Source organism: Chryseobacterium edaphi (genome assembly GCF_025628985.1).
Classification (GTDB): domain Bacteria; phylum Bacteroidota; class Bacteroidia; order Flavobacteriales; family Weeksellaceae; genus Chryseobacterium; species Chryseobacterium edaphi.
This window is the reverse complement of the sequence record NZ_JAOTEM010000004.1, coordinates 177,739-195,559: the sequence shown is the minus strand read 5'-3', so window position 1 is coordinate 195,559 and position 17,821 is coordinate 177,739. Positions and strand designations below refer to the sequence as shown.

The following is a 17,821-nucleotide window of genomic DNA, read 5'->3' as shown; positions in this document are numbered from 1 at the left end:
ATCTTTATGTAAAAGTCTTTCGGGGCTTTTACATTTAATTTTCCAATTTATATTATGAAAAATTTTATCTTAGGGTTAGCCGTTTTAAGCGCAGGAATTATGAATGCACAAACCCAAATTATCGCACACAGAGGTTATTTTCAGACCAATCCTCCTACAACAGAAAATTCATTGAAATCTCTAGAGAATGCTCAGAATCTGAAAATTTACGGATCTGAATTTGACGTTAGAATGACCAAAGATGGTGTTTTAGTCATCAATCATGACGAGCATCATGCAAAAATGGAGATTTCAGAAACAGATTTCAAAGAACTTGAAAAAGTAAAACTTTCAAACGGAGAACAATTTCCGACCCTGAAAGATTATTTAAAGAAAGGAAAAAAAGATAAATCTTTAAAACTGATCGTAGAAATCAAGCCTGATAAAACTAAAGAAAAAGAAGATGAGTTGACGGCAAAAACCATCAAAATGATCAAAGATCTGAAACTTGAATCTCAAAGCGAGTTTATTTCTTTCAGCTTAAATATCTGCAAGGAAATTAAAAAACTGGAGCCTTCATTTAAAGTTCAGTATTTAAGAGGAGAATTATCTCCGCAACAGATCAAAGATGAAGGTCTTGACGGAATTGATTACCACTACAGCATTTTCGAAAAAAATCCGACATGGATTTCAGAAGCAAAAGCATTGGGATTAATTACAAATTCCTGGACGGTCAATGACGTTGCGGTTTACGAAAAACTTAAAAATCAGGGGATAGGATTTGTAACAACGAATATTCCTGATCAGTTAAAGAACAAATAACTTTTTACTTTATTATTAGATTCAATGCCTTGCAGATTTCTGTCGGGCATTTTTTATGAAATTTTCTAATATTTTCGGGGGAAAAACTATAAAGTTACGGTCTATTTATTTTATGAATAGCATTAAGCTTTCGTAATGTCTCTAAAGGAGTGTATAATAGACAGATAATTCTATTTGTTAAAATAAATTAATATAGCGTTTAAGAATTATTTAAGATATGTTAAAACCTTGTTAAGACCGTAACCATAATGTAATTTTAATTTTGCGCAAACAAAAATTAGATATGCGTAAGGAGACTCAAAAATTACTTCTGTTATCCGTTTTAGGGTTGGTAAGCGTCAATATGGCCGCTCAGCAACAAGTAAAGAAAGATAGTGTGAAGAACATTGAAGAGGTTGTTGTTACAGCTCTCGGAATTAAAAGGCAAGACAGATCATTAGGTTATGTTGCTGAAAAGGTAGATGGAGAAGAATTTACAAAAACTCAAAATAATAACTGGGCGCAAGCTTTGGAAGGTAAAGTAGCGGGTCTGAAAATTCAAACCGCAGGAGCAGGACCTTTAGGATCTGCAAAAATTACTTTACGAGGGAGTGCTTCGATGATCATGGATAAGAATCAGGCTTTGATCGTTGTAGATGGTGTTCCACTGGGAGGTACAGATACCGGAACAGGAAATGCCGCTTACGGAGCAGGAACCGGTGGTGATCTTCCAGTAGATTTCGGGAATAATTTCAACAGCATCAATCCTGAAGATATAGAATCTGTTACGATACTGAAAGGTGCAACTGCAGGAGCTTTGTATGGATCCAGAGGAATGAATGGAGCCATTATGATTACTACAAAATCAGGAAAATCTAAAAATGGTAAAATCAATGTAATTTTCAATTCTAATACTGGCTTTGATTCCGTTTTACATTGGCTGGATTATCAGTACGAGTACGGACAGGGAACTTTACAGAAAAATACTGCGGGACAGTTTTATTATTCGTACGGAGCTTCTCCGGATGGTGTAAATACAGGTTCTACAAGTAGTGCTTTTGGACCAAAATTTGACGGCCAGTCTTATTTCCAATACGATCCTACAGTAGAAGGACAAAGTCTTCAAAGACAAGAGTGGAAACCTTACAGAAATAATATTAAAGATTTTTGGGGAGTAGGAACTACTTATGCTAATAATTTATCACTTGAAAGTTCTACAGAAAAAACAGCTTTCAGAGGATCATTAAATTACACAAAGAATAACTGGATGATGCCCAATACAGGCTTCGACAGATTCAGTGGAGCTTTGTCAATAGATCATCATGCAAGTGATAAACTTCATATTGTAACTAAATTTTCTTACAATAACACGAAAAGTAATAATCTTCCGGCTACGGGATACAACAATCAGTCGATCTCTTATTTCATGATTTTCCAAAATCCGAATGTAGATCTTAGCTGGTACAGACCAATCTGGAAAAAAGGACAAAATCAGATTGATCAGATACATCCGTTTAGTTCATTTATCGATAATCCGTATTTGATTGCCTATGAAATGCTTAATGGATTAGATAAAAAATTTATTACCGGAAATGTCACTGCAACGTACAAATTTGCCAAAAATTTTGACGTGATGTTACGTTCAGGGATTGAGCTTACAGATGAATTAAGAACTACAAAAAGACCTTACAGTTCTGCAAACTATCTTCAGGGATATTACAGAGAGCAACAAATTAAAAATTCTGAATTTAATACAGATATTTTATTCAGCTATAAAAATAATTTTGGGAAATTTGGTTTTAATGCTTCAGCAGGTGGAAACCTTCGCTACAACGAATATGTATTAAACGATTATCGTGCTACAGGATTGAAAATTCCTGGTTTGTATGAGCTTACCAATGCTATTGCTCTTATCACAAAAGTTCCTCAGCCAAGAGATAAAGAAACGAACAGTTTATATGGTTTAGCATCTTTAAATTACGATAATGTTGTGTTTTTGGATGTTACGGCAAGAAACGACTGGACGAGTGCACTACCAAAAGAAAATAGATCGTATTTCTATCCATCAGTAGCAACATCTATTTTACTTTCAGATATTTTTAATCTAAAATCAAACAATTTTAACTTCTGGAAACTGAGAGCTTCATGGTCGATGGTAGGAAGTGATACAGATCCTTATAACTTATATCAGACTTATAATACCAGCGATTTTAATAATTCTGCAGAGATTGCTTCAATCTATTTCAACCCAAATCTAAAACCTGAAATGAATACCAATATTGAAGCGGGGATGGATTTTAGTTTTCTCAAAAATAGATTAACCTACAATCTTACAGTATATCAAAATAATACAGACAATCAGATTATTCCTGTCCCAACATTGATAGAAACCGGATATTCTACAAGAATTATCAACGCAGGAGAAATCAGAAACAGAGGGATCGAAATGACTTTGGGAGCATATCCTGTAAAAACTCAGAATTTCTCTTGGAATGTAAATGCCAACTGGTCGATGAACAGAAATAAAATTCTATCGTTGCCCGGTGAATTTAATGGAGAACCTTACACAATGTCATCCGTAGGAGGAGTTGTTTTCTTCAATGCTGTAGTAGGCGGATCTTTAGGAGATATGTACGGAGCAAAACTACAAAGATCTCCGGACGGTCAGGTAATTTACGGTTCGGATGGTTTGACGGCAAAATCTACAAAAATAGAATACGTAGGAAACGCATACGCCAAATGGAGAGGTGGTTTACAAAATACATTCAGATATAAAAACCTTTCTTTCTCATTCAGTATCGATGGTCAGTACGGAGGAATGGTTTACTCTCAGTCCCATCACAAAATGTCTGAGCAAGGTAAGCTTGAGAATACTTTGCCGGGAAGAGACAACCCGAATGGAACTTTCGTTGGTGCAGGTGTTGTACAAAATGCAGACGGCAGTTTTTCTACCAATACAAAAGCGGTTGCACTTCATACCTATTACGGAGATTATTACAGAAGAGCCAATATAGAAACCAACAGTTTCGATGCAAGTTTTATTAAACTTAGAGAAGCAACAATTACTTATGATTTCCCAAAGGATATCGTGAAGAATCTTAAAATGTCTAATCTGAGCCTTTCTTTATATGGAAGAAACCTGATGATGTTGACAAAGAATTTCCCACTTTTCGATCCTGAAGCGGCAACGCTTAACGATTCTTCTATTACACCGGGCGTTGAGGTTGGTCAGTTGCCAACAGCAAGAACCGTTGGTATACAACTGAATGCTAAATTTTAAAAAAAGAAAAATTATGAAAAATAAAGTTTCAAAATTCTGTACAGTGCTTTTGGCGGCCGCAATGCTTACATCGTGTGACAGATCTTTCGAAGAAATAAATACAGACACCAGCAAAATCAATACACCCACAGCTGGAAGTCTTTTGATGCCGATACAATACAACATGGCAGCAAATGCTTACAACAGAGCCAATAGTTTCACTTCTGATATCATGCAGGTTTCTATCGATTTTCCTAATGAAGGAAACTCGCTCAGCAGATATTACATTACAGAATCTACAGGAAATTCTTACTGGAATACTTCTTACAAATGGCTGAGACAAAACAAGGAAATGTATGATTTTGCAGTGTTGCAAGGTGATAAAAATTATCAGGCAATCTCTATGGTGATGAATGCATGGATGTTTGCAAATCTTACCGATACTTTTGGTGATATTCCTTTCAGTGAGGCGTCTCGTGTAGAGGATGGAATTACCCAGCCAAAATTTGATAAGCAGAAGGATATTTATATAAAACTTCTTGAAGATTTAAAAACGGCAAACTCATTATTTGTAACCACGCAGCCACTTTCAGATGCAGATCTTTTCTTTGGTGCAGGTGCATCAGCTGCAGGTACTGTGAAATGTAAAAAGTTCTGTAATTCTCTGTCATTAAGATTATTGGGGAGAATTTTAAAGAAAAATGGTGAAATAGATGTGCATGGGAAAATTCAGGAAATTGTTAATAATCCTACTGTTTATCCTTTAATGACAAGTAATGCAGATACTGCAGGTTTAGATATTACAGGGGTTGCGCCGCTTTTGCCTCCGATTGCAAGACCGCAGGATTTTACAACAGGTAGAGCTGCTGCTGAATTTTTTGTCGAAACACTGAAAAGCAACAGCGATCCGAGACTCGCTACTTTCTTTTCTCAGGCAAAAGATATTGCGACTCAGGCAAATCTTGGTTACAAAGGTGCTCCTGCAGGTTATGCTCCCGGAACAACATTTACTTATCAGCCGTCAAATATGAATCAGAATTTGGCAAAAGCGCCACTCAAAATTCTTATTTATCCTTACGCAGAACTTCAGTTGACTCTTGCGGAATTTGCTCAGAAAGGCATCATCTCAGGAAATGCTCAGACTTTCTACGAAAACGGTGTGAAAGCCGCTGTAGAACAATGGGGCGGAGTAGTTCCGGCCAACTATTTTACCAATCCGAATGTTGCTTATAACGGTACTTTACAGAGAATTATGCTTCAGAAATATGTTGCTCTTTTCTTTGTAGATCAACAGCAATGGTATGAAAAAAGAAGAACTGGCTTTCCGGTGCTTCCAAACAACGGAGGCTTATTGAATGACGGAAAATTACCTCAACGTCTAATGTATCCTGTTCAAACCAAGATTCTTAATACTACCAATTATCAGGCGGCTGTGCAGTCAATTGGAGGAGATAATATCAATGTGATCAACTGGTGGAATCAGTAATTAATTTAAGTTTAAAAAAATGAATATAAAAATAATATTGCCGTGTCTGTTAGTTTCAGCGATGGCATTCTCTCAGACTTCGGTTTCAGGATATGTTTTTGAAGATAACAACAAAAACCAGAAGAAAGAAAATAAGGAAAAAGGAGTTGAAGGAGTTTCAGTTTCCAACGGAGCGCAGGTTGTTTTAACCGATAAAAATGGGAAATACAGCTTACCGATTCAGGAAGATCAGACGATTTTTGTCATTAAACCTTCAGGATATAAATTAGCTTTAAATTCAAATAATCTTCCTCAATATTATTATCAGTACAAGCCAAAAGGTTCACCTACAGATTATAAATATAAAGGAGTTGCGCCGACCGGAACGCTTCCAAAAGAAGTAAATTTCGCACTGGAAAAGCAGGAAGAAAGCAAAAATTTTGACATTCTTGTTTTCGGAGATCCGCAACCATACACAGAAAAAGAATTAGATTATTTCAAAAGAGCTATCGTTAACGAAGTAAAAGGAACAAAGAAAAATGCTGTTTTCGGGATCAGTTTGGGAGATTTGGTGGGTGATAATTTAAGCCTTCAAAAGCCTTACGCAGATGTCATGAAAGAGATCGGACTTCCTTGGTACAATGTCATGGGAAATCATGATATGAATTATGAGGCAAAAGAAGATTTGGTTTCAGACGAAACTTTTGAATCCAATTTCGGTCCTGCCAATTACTCTTTCAATTACGGGAACGTTCACTTCATGGTTTTGGATGATATTTTATATCCCGATCCACGAGACGGAAAAGGATATTGGGGAGGTTTTCGTGATGATCAGATTCAGTTTATTCAAAATGATTTAAAGCTTGTCGATAAAAATAAACTGATCGTGGTTTCTTTCCACATTCCATTGGATCATACAAATGAAGACAATTTCAGAAATGCTGATCGTCAGAAATTGTTTGATGCGCTTTCACCTTTTCAGAATGCTTTAGTGTTATCAGCTCACACTCACATTCAGCAACAGATTTTCTACGGAAAACCTCAAGGTTGGAACGGTGCAAAAGATCTTCACGAATACAATGTAGGAACCACTTGCGGAGATTGGTGGTCAGGAACTTCAGACGAAATCGGATTGCCAACTTCTACTATGAGAGATGGTACTGCAAAAGGATATTCATTCATCAGTTTTAATGACAATCAATATAAAGTTAAATACAAAACTGCCGGAAAACCGGAAGATTACCAGATCAAATTGTATTTGCCTAAAGTGATTCCTTTCCCATCGAAAACTTCTGCTAAAGTTTTGGCTAATTTCTTCATTGGAAGCAAAAAAGACAAAGTGGAATACAGAATTGACGGTGGAAAATGGGAAGAAATGGAATATAACGAAACCATCGACCCAAATTTTGCACAGTCCGTATTCAAATGGGATACAACCCAAGAACTTTTCCCTGGAAGAAGACCTTCAAACCCTGAGTTTTCAAAACACATTTGGGTAGGAGGGTTTAGTAATAAATTAACGCTCGGAAAACACAAAGTTGAGGTGAGAGCATATGATATGTATGGAAATCAATTCACTACCGCAGATGATTTTGAAGTGAAAAACAGAGTCCTTATTCCTTAATTATTTCAATTTTTTATATATTACTTTCAGAAACCGGCTTATTCGTAAGTCGGTTTTGTTTTTAAATAGAATTTCCTGATTATTAAATTTAGCTGAATAATTGTACTTTAATTTATCTTAACATAAAAGAATATAATTCTAAAGATTCTATTCAGAATTACCAATTGTGAATATTGCTGAGTGGAACGCCATTGCGAACGAAAATAATTTCATTTTTAATTAAAAACCTTTTGCGACCATGGCGTTAAAAAATAACACCCAGATAGAATTTACTTATAATAGATTTCAGTTAAATCAAAATTATAAACGCTTGTTTAAAAAAATGGTTTTGTAAATTTGCACCATCAAAATTAATTGAATGAACTTACAAGGAAAAAATGCTATCATTACGGGTGGCGGAAGAGGTCTTGGAAAAGCAGTTGCTTTAATCCTTGCCAATGAAGGTGTAAATATTGGAATCACAGGAAGAAACGAGGAAAACCTTAAAATGACCGTTGACGAAATCAAAAAACTGGGTGTCAATTCATCATATGCCGTTTTTAGTATAGATAACGAAATTCACGTAAAAGCAGGAATAGAATCTTTAGCAGAACAATTAGACGGAATTGATATCTTAATCAATAATGCAGGAATCGGAGATTTCGGTTCGATCGAAGAAATGTCTTCTGAAGTTTGGGAACAGGTTATCAAAACCAATCTTTTCGGAGTGTATTATGCGGCAAAAGCAGTTTATCCTTTCCTGAGAGAAAAAGGTGAAGGTGATATCATCAATGTTGCTTCAACCGCAGGTTTGAAAGGCGGTCCAAATATGTCGGCTTACGCAGCTTCAAAAGCAGCAGTTGTTTCTTTATCTCAATCTATGATGGCAGAATGGAGAAAACAAAACATCAGAGTTGTAACTCTAACTCCTAGTACAATTGCTTCAGATATGTCTATCGAAGGCGGATTAACAGACGGAAATCCTGATAAAGTTCTTCAGCCGGAAGACTTCGCAGAATGGGTAAGAGATATTTTGAAAATGAACAGACGTGCTTTAATTGCGAATGGTTCTATCTTTTCTACAAATCCATAAGAAAATAGAAATTATAGAATAAATCTGTGTTGAAATACAAAAAGTACCATTCCCGGATGAATGGATTTTATAAAAAACATTTAAATTTTCATTATAAGATGATATAAAAGCGGGAACTATCCCGCTTTTTTTTGTGTTGTCATTTTTGATGAAAAAGTTTCAATACAATCAATATTTTTCATAATTTTATATAAACTAAAAACTTAATAATCGTGAAAACCAATCTTTTAAAAAGGTTTAGGAATTCTAAACCTATACAAGTTCTTTCCTTTTGCTGGAAAGAAGTCTGAACTTTTGGACATCCGTTATATAATATGCAAGAAAGGATAATCCTGAATATATTTCGGTGGTTATCTTAGTTTGATATACTGTAATGGAAATTATTACATGAATGTATGTAATGGTAGTGAAAGAATTCTAAATCATAAGATGTTCTACAACAAGAAATATTTGGAGTTAAAAACTATATCCTAACCAAAAAACCAAACCACCATGAAACTCTGCTTCGTCATCATGGGATACGGCAAAAAAACCGATCCCACTTTAGGAAAAACCTATGATTTAGACAAAACCTATCATAGCATTATAAAACCGGCTGTAGAAAATGTAGGTTTTACATGTGTTCGCAGCGATGAAATTTTAGAATCTGGAATGATCGACAAAAATATGTATGCCTTGTTAATTCATGCAGATCTTTGTATTGCGGACATCACAACGTTTAATCCGAATGCCATTTACGAGCTCGGAATTCGACATGCAGCCAGACCTTTCTCAACGATAATTATGAAAGAAAAAGATGGAAATATTCCTTTTGATTTAAATCATAATAAGATTTTCACCTATTCGCATATGGGAGAAGATATCGGTTATACTGAGACATTGAGATGTGTGAATCAACTGACAAAACTGATAAAAGAGGTTGATAGAACCAGAGAAACAGATAGTCCGTTGTTTCATCATATTAAAGGTGTACAACCTTACACTCTTCCTAAAGAAGAATATACACAAATAATTGAAGATTTAGCAAAAAAGGAAAACGCCATTTTCGCCACAGTAGAAGCTGCTAAAAATAAAATGGCAAAGAGTAATTTCTCTGAAGCAAAGAAACTTTGGAAAATTGCGAGTGAAAGAGTAGGGAACGATGCTTATTATATTCAGCAATGGGCTTTATCAACTTATAAAGATAAATCTGTAAATCCAACTTCTGCACTTTTAGATGCTTTGTCGATCATTAATAAGTTAGAACCGGATAATAGAAATACAAATGATCCTGAAACTTTAGGAATTACCGGAGCAATATATAAAGGATTATGGCTTGAGAACAAAGAAAATATAGAGTTTCTTGATCGTGCAATTGACTATTACAAAAGAGGTTTTACGATTAATCAGGATTATTATACTGGAGAAAATTATACGCTTTGTTTAGATTTAAAATCTGAAATTACCAAAGACGAAGAAGAAAAAATTTATTTGAAATTTGCTGCTAAAAAGAACCGAAAAGAAATCATCAAAATTATTGAAAACTTAAAAGAAGATGAAGATTTTGAAAGCAGAAGTGATTTAAAATGGCTTTATGCAACCTTAGCAAATTGTTATTTTTCTCTTGATGACCATGGAAATTTTGAATTGTATAATGACAAGTTTTTAAGTTCGACAACAGTAGATTGGGAGATTGAAACATATAATAAAGGATTGGAACATTTAAAAAGATTGAAAAATTAATTGTTTAAATATTTTATTAAAACAGAAATCTAACTAATTACTAAGAAATGATTGATTATCCTTTCCAACAAAAAGTGCTTTCATTTGATCAGATGATGGAATTTATTGTAAGTTCTAAACCTGATCAAAAACCGTTAAAATCAAAATCTTTAGGATATACTCTTATTGTTTTAGGAGTGATTGTCTGCTGTGCAATCGCAATTGCTATTACTTGTTTTGCTATTGAAACTAATCTTCACGGAGGAAATTTTCTAATGAGCTATTTGGCGCTTATTTTATTAGTTTTTCCGACTTATCTTTTACTGATGCCCGGATTTAAGCTTATAAAAAAGGAAGGTTTGCCACAAATAAAAGAAAATGGTTATGTGCTTTATTTACGATCTTTCACATCTGATGATGAGATTAATCATTGGAAATATGGTCTTTTGGGAGGACCGGAAGCTGTAATAAAAAGAACGTTTAAAGATTTCGGGCCTTTAATAGGTCTTGGTGCAAATGGAAAAGAAGCTTCTTTTGGCGGATATAGAATTTTTTCTACTGATGATCATTGGAGAGATATAATTTTCAACCTCATAAACTATGCAGGGCTGATTGCACTGTATATGGATGACCGACCAGAAGTACAATGGGAATTGTCTTTATGTTTGAAACATGCAAATCCTGAAAAATTCATTATATATATTGATAAGGGTCGCAAAAAAAACATTAAAATTCTAAATTCTTTTGATCAAATAAAAGAGAAAATTCCATTGAGCTCAGAAAAGCAAAGATTTATTGCTTTTGATAAAAACTGGGTGCCTTTTGAGCCTCGGCGGGAAACGATTCTTCAAGGCGATTTTAAAGCAGAGATGCAGAATTTCATTATCAGTAGAAAATCGGGACTCCCAGCGAATGCTTTTGCAGATAAAACATCAATTAATTTATTGAAGAAAATTTACAGCAGAAAGGTGCTTATTATCATTGCAAACAGTGTAAGTTTTTCATTTATTTTTTTTTCAGATATTGCATTTTATTGGTTGGTGATACCAGTCATTCTGGCCATTATAAATCTGGTGTACATCATCACAGTATTTAACTGGATATTTAGAACAGCACGATATTTAGAATTAAAAATATTCACTACCACAAATGATTATACTCCAAATATAAAAAAAATATCAAATTTAGTGAATATTGGTTTTGTAGTACAACTTATTCCGGTTATTGCATTCATTCCTTTTTTAATATCAATATTTATCGGAGAACCTTTAGATAATTATCTTGAAATTATAATTTCCAAAAGTGTTTGGTGGCTATCCTTAAATTTTTTATATAATGTTACATTTATTATTATCGTTTTTAAACAATTGAAAAAAACTAAAAAAACAATTGCTATTTTGAAAGAACAATTAGGTTTTTTTAAATAAGTTATTTAAAAAATCTCTTATCTTCAAAAATTGGGATAATGACAAAAATGACTGCAAATTGAAAAAGTAGTTTTATTTTTGCAACAAATTATTCACATGCAAAATTATTTAGAATTCGATTTTAAAATACAACCTCTTCAACCTTGGAGTGATATTTTAATGGCAGAATTAATTGAGATAGGTTTCGACAGTTTTACAGAAGAAATTCACGGTATTTTAGGATATATTCAGAAAGATCTTTTCAAAGAAGATGATTTGAAAGCTTTACCACTTTTTCAGAATGATGAGGTGAAAATCGAGTACACTTTTAAAGAAATGCCGAATATCAACTGGAACGAAGAATGGGAAAAGAATTTTGAACCGATCAATATTGACGATAAAGTTTTAATCAGAGCAGAATTCCACGAATCTGTTCCCGGAATGCACGAAATTGTCATTCAACCAAAAATGTCATTCGGAACCGGTCATCACCCGACAACACATTTGATGATCCAGCAAATGATGGATATTGATTTCAACGGAAAAAAAGTTTTAGATATGGGTTGCGGAACTTCAGTGTTGGCAATTTATGCAAAACAAAACGGAGCCGGAGAAACCAAAGCAATCGACATCGACGAATGGTCAGTTGAAAATTCAAAGGAAAATGCTGTAAGAAACAACGTTGAACTGGATATTGAACTTGGGACTGCAGATAATTTAGGAAAAGAAAATTACGATATTATTTTAGCGAATATCAATAGAAATATTCTGATTTCAGACATTCCGACCTATGTTTCTGTTTTAAATGATGGCGGAAAATTATTGCTTTCAGGACTTTGTTTCTTTGATGTTGATGATATTTTGGAAGTTTGTAAAGAGAATAATTTAGAACTGAAAAAGAAATTGCAGCGTGAAGAATGGGTAAGTCTTTTGCTTGAAAAATAATCACACCCATATTAATATGAAATCTTTTTTAATCACCTTATTTTTATTCGTTGTTCAGATTTTTTCTGCACAGGAAGAAGTATATGCAAATGGTGTTTTTAATTTTGAAGAAAACAAAACGCAGAAGATTTTTACTGATCATACGAGAGTCAGACAGCAACCGAATGTGAATGCTCAGATTTTAGATTCTTTGCAATCCAATCAACAGGTTTTAATTCTTAAAAAGGATGAAACTATTTTGAAGTTGGGAGAAAGAGGTTCAAACTGGTATAAAGTTTTCTATCAGAAAGAGAATAAAACTTCGGAAGGTTATGTTTGGGGTGCAAATCTTTGTATTGGTTACAGAAACAAAAACGGGTACGATTTTCTTTTCGGAATTTCAAAAACGATCGATAAGAGAGACAAAAAGTTTAATCAAAATTACAAACAGAATATTGCAAGCGTAAAAGTTGTTGAAGGAAGTTCTTTACTTGATGAGGTTTTCTTTGAAACAGGTTCTGGCGAAAGTTTGAGTTATGGAACTTTCAATGTCGAAAGCAATCACAAACTTCAGAATATAGATTTCACCCTTAAAGCTGTCGTTTCCGGAGAAGCGTGTGGAATTGCAGGTTATGACCAATATATTTTATTTAAAGATAAAAAATTGATCGCTTTGCCACAATTGATGAACGTTGGAGATGCCGATATTTATCATCACAGCGAAGAATTTATTTTCCCAAACGATAAAGGCGGAAATCCAAATGCTTTCATTTTTAAAATGGAAGAAGTGGAAAAGGATGAGAAGGACAGAGAGAAAGTAAAGCGTTTATCTAAAACTTATCTTTGGAACGGGAGTTCTTATAAGTTGAAGTAATTTAAATATGAAAGCTGGAGTCGTTTCTTTATTTTTTATATTGCTGCTTATTTCTCTGATTGGATGCGGAAAAACAATAATTGATTGTGAAAATTCCAGTATTCATATAGAAAATAGATGGTATGCAGAAAATGGGGGAGTAGATTATATGGATGTAACGAGTAATGACCGAATTTTTATTTGTGAAACGATCAATAATTTCTCAGAGGGAGAAAATATAGTGATCAGTCATAATTATGGATATTTAGAAATATTTTTGAGCGGAAAAAAAACTGATATGATTTTCACATACTCAAACGGCGTCGTATATAGAGTTGGTAAATATGTACGCAACGAAGAATTAACAAGAAAAATTTTGAGATTGATGTTTATCTCAAAAAGATGTTGGGTTAAAGATTGTTTAAGTTAAAATAGTATTTTATTAGTATAACTAAAAACCACTCTATATTTACAGTGGTTTTTAATTTTAAGAGCATGACAAAAGGAGAACTTTATGATTGTAAGTATACTCTTTCATATCTTATTTATCCAAGATTGAAAGAGTTTAAAGATGCTGTTGATAGTAAAAAAGCACCATCTGTTCCTGATTTTTCAGATGTTGATTTTTTTTCTAAAACTACTTCTTTTAAAGAAAAAGAAAAATATTGGAGCGAAATCTTAAGCGAAATGATTATTCCTTTTGAGTATCATTGCTACCCAGATCGTTTTGATCAATTAGAATTAGAGGATATTAATAATAAAGTTGATAAAGGGTTGAAACTTTTCGCAAAATACTTTACAAATTTATGGTTCTGATTAAATCTAAAATCTATAAATCCTGATTAATGGTTAATTAAAGATACTCACATTATCAGAAACCAGAAAGATAATTTAATTATTGAGATTGGAAACAAGGAAATGTTATTTCAATAATTAATGATATTAAAATAAAAAAACTCACAAGAAATTGTGAGCTTAAAGTGAGCGCGTCAGGATTCGAACCTGAGACCGTCTGCTTAGAAGGCAGATGCTCTATCCAGCTGAGCTACGCACCCATTTGTAATTTTGAGAAAATTACTAAAACAGTCGGGGCGGCAGGATTCGAACCTGCGACCTCCTGGTCCCAAACCAGGCGCGATGACCGGACTACGCTACGCCCCGATTGAAGGTCATCTAAAACAAATATTACCTTGTTTTTTGTGGGTGCAAAGATAGAGTTTTTTTTGTAATTAAAAAATAAAATGTAAAATAAGTTTTTGTTAAGATTTTAAATTGTTTTTATTATTACATTTACCTTGCTGAGAATCATTTATTTATCTCGTTTCAAAATGAAAAAAATATTAATAAGATTTTCGTTGGTCATTATAATTTCAGCATCATTTATTATTAATTTCAATATTGAAAAAAATTATCTGAAGTCTTCTCAAAATTAAAAATAAAAGATATTCAAAATTTAGAACATACTTCCAGTAAGAACTACTCCAAAAACGGAATTGAAAATATTGGCGAAAGTTTGCAGGCTGAATTAATAAAAATGAATGTTGATCACTGTGATTTTAATGTTAGGAAAGATGGTTTTTTCTTTTTCCAAAATAAAACCATTTATATAAAAAATTCTCAGAAGTGTTTAAGAATAGATACTAAATACATTTTCTTAAAATCAGAATTTAAAATTAATGGATTTCAAATTTGGTATTGAAAGATTTTAACTTCTCAGAATACTTAGTGTAATATTTTTCAATAAAGTATGTGCCAGAAAAGAATTGTTGTTTAAACTAAAAAAGAGAAACCAAATATTGATTTCTCTTTTTTAGTGAGCGCGTCAGGATTCGAACCTGAGACCGTCTGCTTAGAAGGCAGATGCTCTATCCAGCTGAGCTACGCACCCATTTGTAATTTTGAGAAAATTACTAAAACAGTCGGGGCGGCAGGATTCGAACCTGCGACCTCCTGGTCCCAAACCAGGCGCGATGACCGGACTACGCTACGCCCCGAATTTTTCTTGCTGCGGAGAGTAAGGGATTCGAACCCTTGGTACCGTTACCAGTACGCATGTTTAGCAAACATGTCCTTTCGGCCTCTCAGGCAACTCTCCTGTTATAACGTTTTTTGAATGATCGCTATTCCGTTATTGCGAGTGCAAATATAGAATACATTTCCTTATTTACCAAATAATTTTCAGAAAAAAATTGTGTATTTTTGAGGGAATAATCAGTTAAAAAAGTAAACTAATGCGTAAAACATTATATATCATCGGCTTAAGTACTCTCGTTTTTTCGTGTACTTCGCAAAAAAATGTAAAGAAAAGTACTTACAAGCCAAGAACAGCTACAACACAAACAAAAACTGCAGTTAATGCTCAAAATTCAGACAAAAATAAAACTGAAGTAGAAACCGAACACGGCGTAGAATTTTTCAGAACAAATATTGCAGACATTACTAAAAATGACAATACCATAAGTTACGGATCTATCGTTTCTGCAAAACCGGCTGGTTACAAAGTAGTGAAAACTCATTTTCCTGCAATTGCACAAAATTTCAGACAAAAATATCTTATTTTACATTACACGGTTTTACCTGACGATAAATCTGTTGAAGTTCTTACAAAACAATCGGTAAGCGCGCATTATTTAGTAAATAATTTAGGCGATAACGAAATTTATCAGTTAGTAGACGAAAACAAACGTTCATATCACGCCGGAGTAAGCGCTTGGCGTTCTGATAAAAATCTTAATGACACTTCGATCGGGATTGAAATCGTAAACATGGGTTACAAAGCGGATGCAGCTGGAATGAAAAACTTTGAACCATTCAGTGATGATCAGATTAAAAAAGTAGCGGCTCTGGCAAAAGATATCGTGACGAGATATAATATTCCCGCTACCAATGTTTTGGCGCATTCGGATATTGCTCCGACAAGAAAGCAAGATCCGGGACCGCTTTTCCCTTGGAAAAAATTGTACGACGAATATCAGATTGGTATGTGGTACGACGAAATGGCAAAACAGAACTTTTTAACTTTAGCACAAACTGATATTGAAGTTAAATATAACGAACCGTCTTTTATTTTTGTAGTGCAGACTGCTTTACAGAAATTTGGTTACGATATTTTACCCAACGGAAAATGGGATGATGCCACAAAAAAAACAATTGAGGCATTGCAGTATCATTTCAGACCGCAAAATTATAACGGAGTTTTGGATGCTGAAACATGGGCAATTTTGCAGTCGTTGAATCAAAAATATCCAACAAAATAAATTTTAAACGCATCTCTCAATGGTGCGTTTTTTATCATTTAAATAAATTAAACTGTTACAAATATTTTAATGGAAAATTTCAGACAGGAAAGTGACTTATTGGGTGTTCTCAATGTTCCTTTAGAAGCATATTACGGAGTTCAGACGCAGCGGGCAATCGATAATTTTAAAATATCGGGTCAGCTTCTTTCTTCTTACCACGAATTTATAAAAGGTTTGGCTTTCGTGAAAAAAGCTGCCGCAAAAACCAATTATGAATTAGGTTTACTCGATCAGGATTTATATTTTAAAATCGCTGAAACCTGCGATGAATTGATTGGCGGATTGTTTCATACCGAATTTCCTGTTGATATGATTCAGGGTGGTGCCGGAACTTCTATCAACATGAATGCGAACGAAGTAATCGCCAACAGAGTTTTAGAAAAATTAGGAAAAAATAAGGGCGAATACGAATTTTGTTCGCCCAATGATCATATCAATCTTTCACAGTCTACGAACGATGCTTACCCCACGGCGATCAAAATGGGATTGCTGCAGATGAATGAAACCTTAGTTGAAAAGCTGAAAAAAATCGTTGAAGCCTTCCGTGCAAAAGGTGTAGAGTTTCAGGATGTAATCAAAATGGGACGAACACAGCTTCAGGACGCTGTTCCGATGACAATGGGGCAGGAGTTTGAAGCATTTGCTGCGACACTTGAAGAAGATATTTCAAAACTGAATAACAACGCCAATCTTTTTGTTGAGGTTAACATGGGTGCAACGGCGATCGGCACGGGAATTAATGCTCCAATTGGTTATGCGACGCTTTGTGCTAAAAATTTAGCTGAAATCACAGGATATCCTGTCGTTTCTGCTCCGGATTTGGTAGAAGCTACACCCGATACAGGTTCTTATGTGATTTATTCTTCAGCGATGAAACGTTTGGCTTTAAAGCTTTCAAAAATATGTAATGATTTAAGATTGTTATCTTCAGGACCGAGAGCAGGTTTATCAGAAATCAATTTACCGCCGATGCAGCCGGGATCGTCCATTATGCCCGGAAAAGTAAATCCGGTTATTCCGGAAGTCGTGAATCAGGTTTGCTTTAAAGTGATTGGAAACGATTTGACGGTGACTTTTGCCGCAGAAGCTGGACAATTGCAGTTAAATGTAATGGAACCCGTGCTTTCTCACGCCATCATGGAGAATATTCATTTCCTCTGCAATGCTCTTGATACGCTTCGTGAGAAATGTGTTGTAGGAATTACAGCTAACAGAGAAGTGTGTCTAAATATGGTCAAACACAGTATCGGAATCGTAACCGCTCTGAATCCTTACATCGGTTATAAACAGTCAACGCAGATCGCTAAAGAAGCTCTTGCGACAGGACAAAGTGTTTACAATTTGGTTTTGGAGAAAAATCTGCTTTCTCAGGAGCAATTAGATGAAATTCTTGATCCGAGAAATATGCTGAAACCGCACAATAAATAATTGGTAATTT

The 17,821-nt window shown here is 34.2% G+C and carries 13 protein-coding genes and 5 tRNA genes; 13 read left to right on the top strand and 5 right to left on the bottom strand.

What is annotated here, in order from left to right; translation table 11 throughout:
• Positions 1-54 precede the first annotated feature (54 nt).
• The 11 genes from NZ698_RS15345 to NZ698_RS15295 all read left to right on the top strand — a co-directional run bounded on the left by NZ698_RS15345 (position 55) and on the right by NZ698_RS15295 (position 13,900).
• Positions 55-801, top strand: coding sequence for a glycerophosphodiester phosphodiesterase family protein (locus tag NZ698_RS15345; protein WP_263004077.1), 747 nt, complete (start codon positions 55-57; stop codon positions 799-801).
• A gap of 283 nt (positions 802-1,084) precedes the next feature.
• Positions 1,085-4,060, top strand: a complete 2,976-nt coding sequence (locus tag NZ698_RS15340; protein ID WP_263004076.1) for a SusC/RagA family TonB-linked outer membrane protein — start codon at positions 1,085-1,087, stop codon at positions 4,058-4,060.
• Between the two features lie 13 nt (positions 4,061-4,073).
• Positions 4,074-5,525: a SusD/RagB family nutrient-binding outer membrane lipoprotein gene (locus NZ698_RS15335; RefSeq protein WP_263004075.1), complete on the top strand. Its 1,452-nt coding sequence runs from the start codon at positions 4,074-4,076 to the stop codon at positions 5,523-5,525.
• Positions 5,526-5,544: 19 nt separating this feature from the next.
• Positions 5,545-7,128 carry a calcineurin-like phosphoesterase C-terminal domain-containing protein gene (locus NZ698_RS15330; RefSeq protein WP_263004074.1) on the top strand — a complete coding sequence of 528 codons (1,584 nt, stop codon included), beginning with the start codon at positions 5,545-5,547 and terminating at the stop codon, positions 7,126-7,128.
• Positions 7,129-7,486: 358 nt separating this feature from the next.
• A complete protein-coding gene (locus tag NZ698_RS15325; protein WP_263004073.1) occupies positions 7,487-8,200 on the top strand; it encodes a 3-ketoacyl-ACP reductase in 714 nt (237 codons plus the stop codon).
• Positions 8,201-8,692: 492 nt separating this feature from the next.
• A complete protein-coding gene (locus NZ698_RS15320; RefSeq protein WP_263004072.1) occupies positions 8,693-9,922 on the top strand; it encodes a TRAFs-binding domain-containing protein in 1,230 nt (409 codons plus the stop codon).
• Between the two features lie 338 nt (positions 9,923-10,260).
• Positions 10,261-11,328, top strand: coding sequence for a hypothetical protein (locus NZ698_RS15315; protein ID WP_263004071.1), 1,068 nt, complete (start codon positions 10,261-10,263; stop codon positions 11,326-11,328).
• 96 nt (positions 11,329-11,424) lie between these two features.
• Positions 11,425-12,252 (top strand): 50S ribosomal protein L11 methyltransferase, encoded by an 828-nt coding sequence (gene prmA, locus NZ698_RS15310; protein ID WP_263004070.1) that lies wholly within the window; start codon positions 11,425-11,427, stop codon positions 12,250-12,252.
• 16 nt (positions 12,253-12,268) lie between these two features.
• The gene (locus tag NZ698_RS15305) at positions 12,269-13,105 is read left to right on the top strand and encodes an SH3 domain-containing protein (protein WP_263004069.1); all 837 of its coding nucleotides are present in this window, start codon (positions 12,269-12,271) and stop codon (positions 13,103-13,105) included.
• Between the two features lie 7 nt (positions 13,106-13,112).
• Positions 13,113-13,514, top strand: coding sequence for a hypothetical protein (locus NZ698_RS15300; RefSeq protein WP_263004068.1), 402 nt, complete (start codon positions 13,113-13,115; stop codon positions 13,512-13,514).
• Between the two features lie 65 nt (positions 13,515-13,579).
• The gene (locus NZ698_RS15295) at positions 13,580-13,900 is read left to right on the top strand and encodes a hypothetical protein (RefSeq protein WP_263004067.1); all 321 of its coding nucleotides are present in this window, start codon (positions 13,580-13,582) and stop codon (positions 13,898-13,900) included.
• 165 nt (positions 13,901-14,065) lie between these two features.
• On the opposite strand, the gene NZ698_RS15290 is transcribed toward NZ698_RS15295, so the two are convergent.
• The 5 genes from NZ698_RS15290 to NZ698_RS15270 form a co-directional block, all read right to left on the bottom strand.
• Positions 14,066-14,139 (bottom strand) — tRNA-Arg (locus NZ698_RS15290).
• Between the two features lie 31 nt (positions 14,140-14,170).
• Positions 14,171-14,245 (bottom strand) — tRNA-Pro (locus NZ698_RS15285).
• A gap of 653 nt (positions 14,246-14,898) precedes the next feature.
• Positions 14,899-14,972 (bottom strand) — tRNA-Arg (locus tag NZ698_RS15280).
• A gap of 31 nt (positions 14,973-15,003) precedes the next feature.
• Positions 15,004-15,078, bottom strand: a tRNA-Pro gene (locus NZ698_RS15275).
• Positions 15,079-15,092: 14 nt separating this feature from the next.
• Positions 15,093-15,179: transfer RNA gene (locus tag NZ698_RS15270), tRNA-Ser, on the bottom strand.
• Positions 15,180-15,315: 136 nt separating this feature from the next.
• Between NZ698_RS15270 and NZ698_RS15265 the strand changes: the two genes are divergently transcribed.
• Positions 15,316-16,341, top strand: a complete 1,026-nt coding sequence (locus NZ698_RS15265; protein WP_263004066.1) for an N-acetylmuramoyl-L-alanine amidase — start codon at positions 15,316-15,318, stop codon at positions 16,339-16,341.
• A gap of 69 nt (positions 16,342-16,410) precedes the next feature.
• A complete protein-coding gene (aspA, locus tag NZ698_RS15260; protein ID WP_263004065.1) occupies positions 16,411-17,811 on the top strand; it encodes an aspartate ammonia-lyase in 1,401 nt (466 codons plus the stop codon).
• Positions 17,812-17,821: the final 10 nt, after the last annotated feature.

Bases quoted from the DNA above. Each gene is read 5' to 3' on its own strand.
- NZ698_RS15345 (WP_263004077.1), top strand. From the start codon at position 55: ATGAAAAATTTTATCTTAGGGTTAGCCGTTTTAAGCGCAGGAATTATG.
- NZ698_RS15340 (WP_263004076.1), top strand. From the start codon at position 1,085: ATGCGTAAGGAGACTCAAAAATTACTTCTGTTATCCGTTTTAGGGTTG.
- NZ698_RS15335 (WP_263004075.1), top strand. From the start codon at position 4,074: ATGAAAAATAAAGTTTCAAAATTCTGTACAGTGCTTTTGGCGGCCGCA.
- NZ698_RS15330 (WP_263004074.1), top strand. From the start codon at position 5,545: ATGAATATAAAAATAATATTGCCGTGTCTGTTAGTTTCAGCGATGGCA.
- NZ698_RS15325 (WP_263004073.1), top strand. From the start codon at position 7,487: ATGAACTTACAAGGAAAAAATGCTATCATTACGGGTGGCGGAAGAGGT.
- NZ698_RS15320 (WP_263004072.1), top strand. From the start codon at position 8,693: ATGAAACTCTGCTTCGTCATCATGGGATACGGCAAAAAAACCGATCCC.
- prmA (WP_263004070.1), top strand. From the start codon at position 11,425: ATGCAAAATTATTTAGAATTCGATTTTAAAATACAACCTCTTCAACCT.
- NZ698_RS15305 (WP_263004069.1), top strand. From the start codon at position 12,269: ATGAAATCTTTTTTAATCACCTTATTTTTATTCGTTGTTCAGATTTTT.
- NZ698_RS15300 (WP_263004068.1), top strand. From the start codon at position 13,113: ATGAAAGCTGGAGTCGTTTCTTTATTTTTTATATTGCTGCTTATTTCT.
- NZ698_RS15295 (WP_263004067.1), top strand. From the start codon at position 13,580: ATGACAAAAGGAGAACTTTATGATTGTAAGTATACTCTTTCATATCTT.
- NZ698_RS15265 (WP_263004066.1), top strand. From the start codon at position 15,316: ATGCGTAAAACATTATATATCATCGGCTTAAGTACTCTCGTTTTTTCG.
- aspA (WP_263004065.1), top strand. From the start codon at position 16,411: ATGGAAAATTTCAGACAGGAAAGTGACTTATTGGGTGTTCTCAATGTT.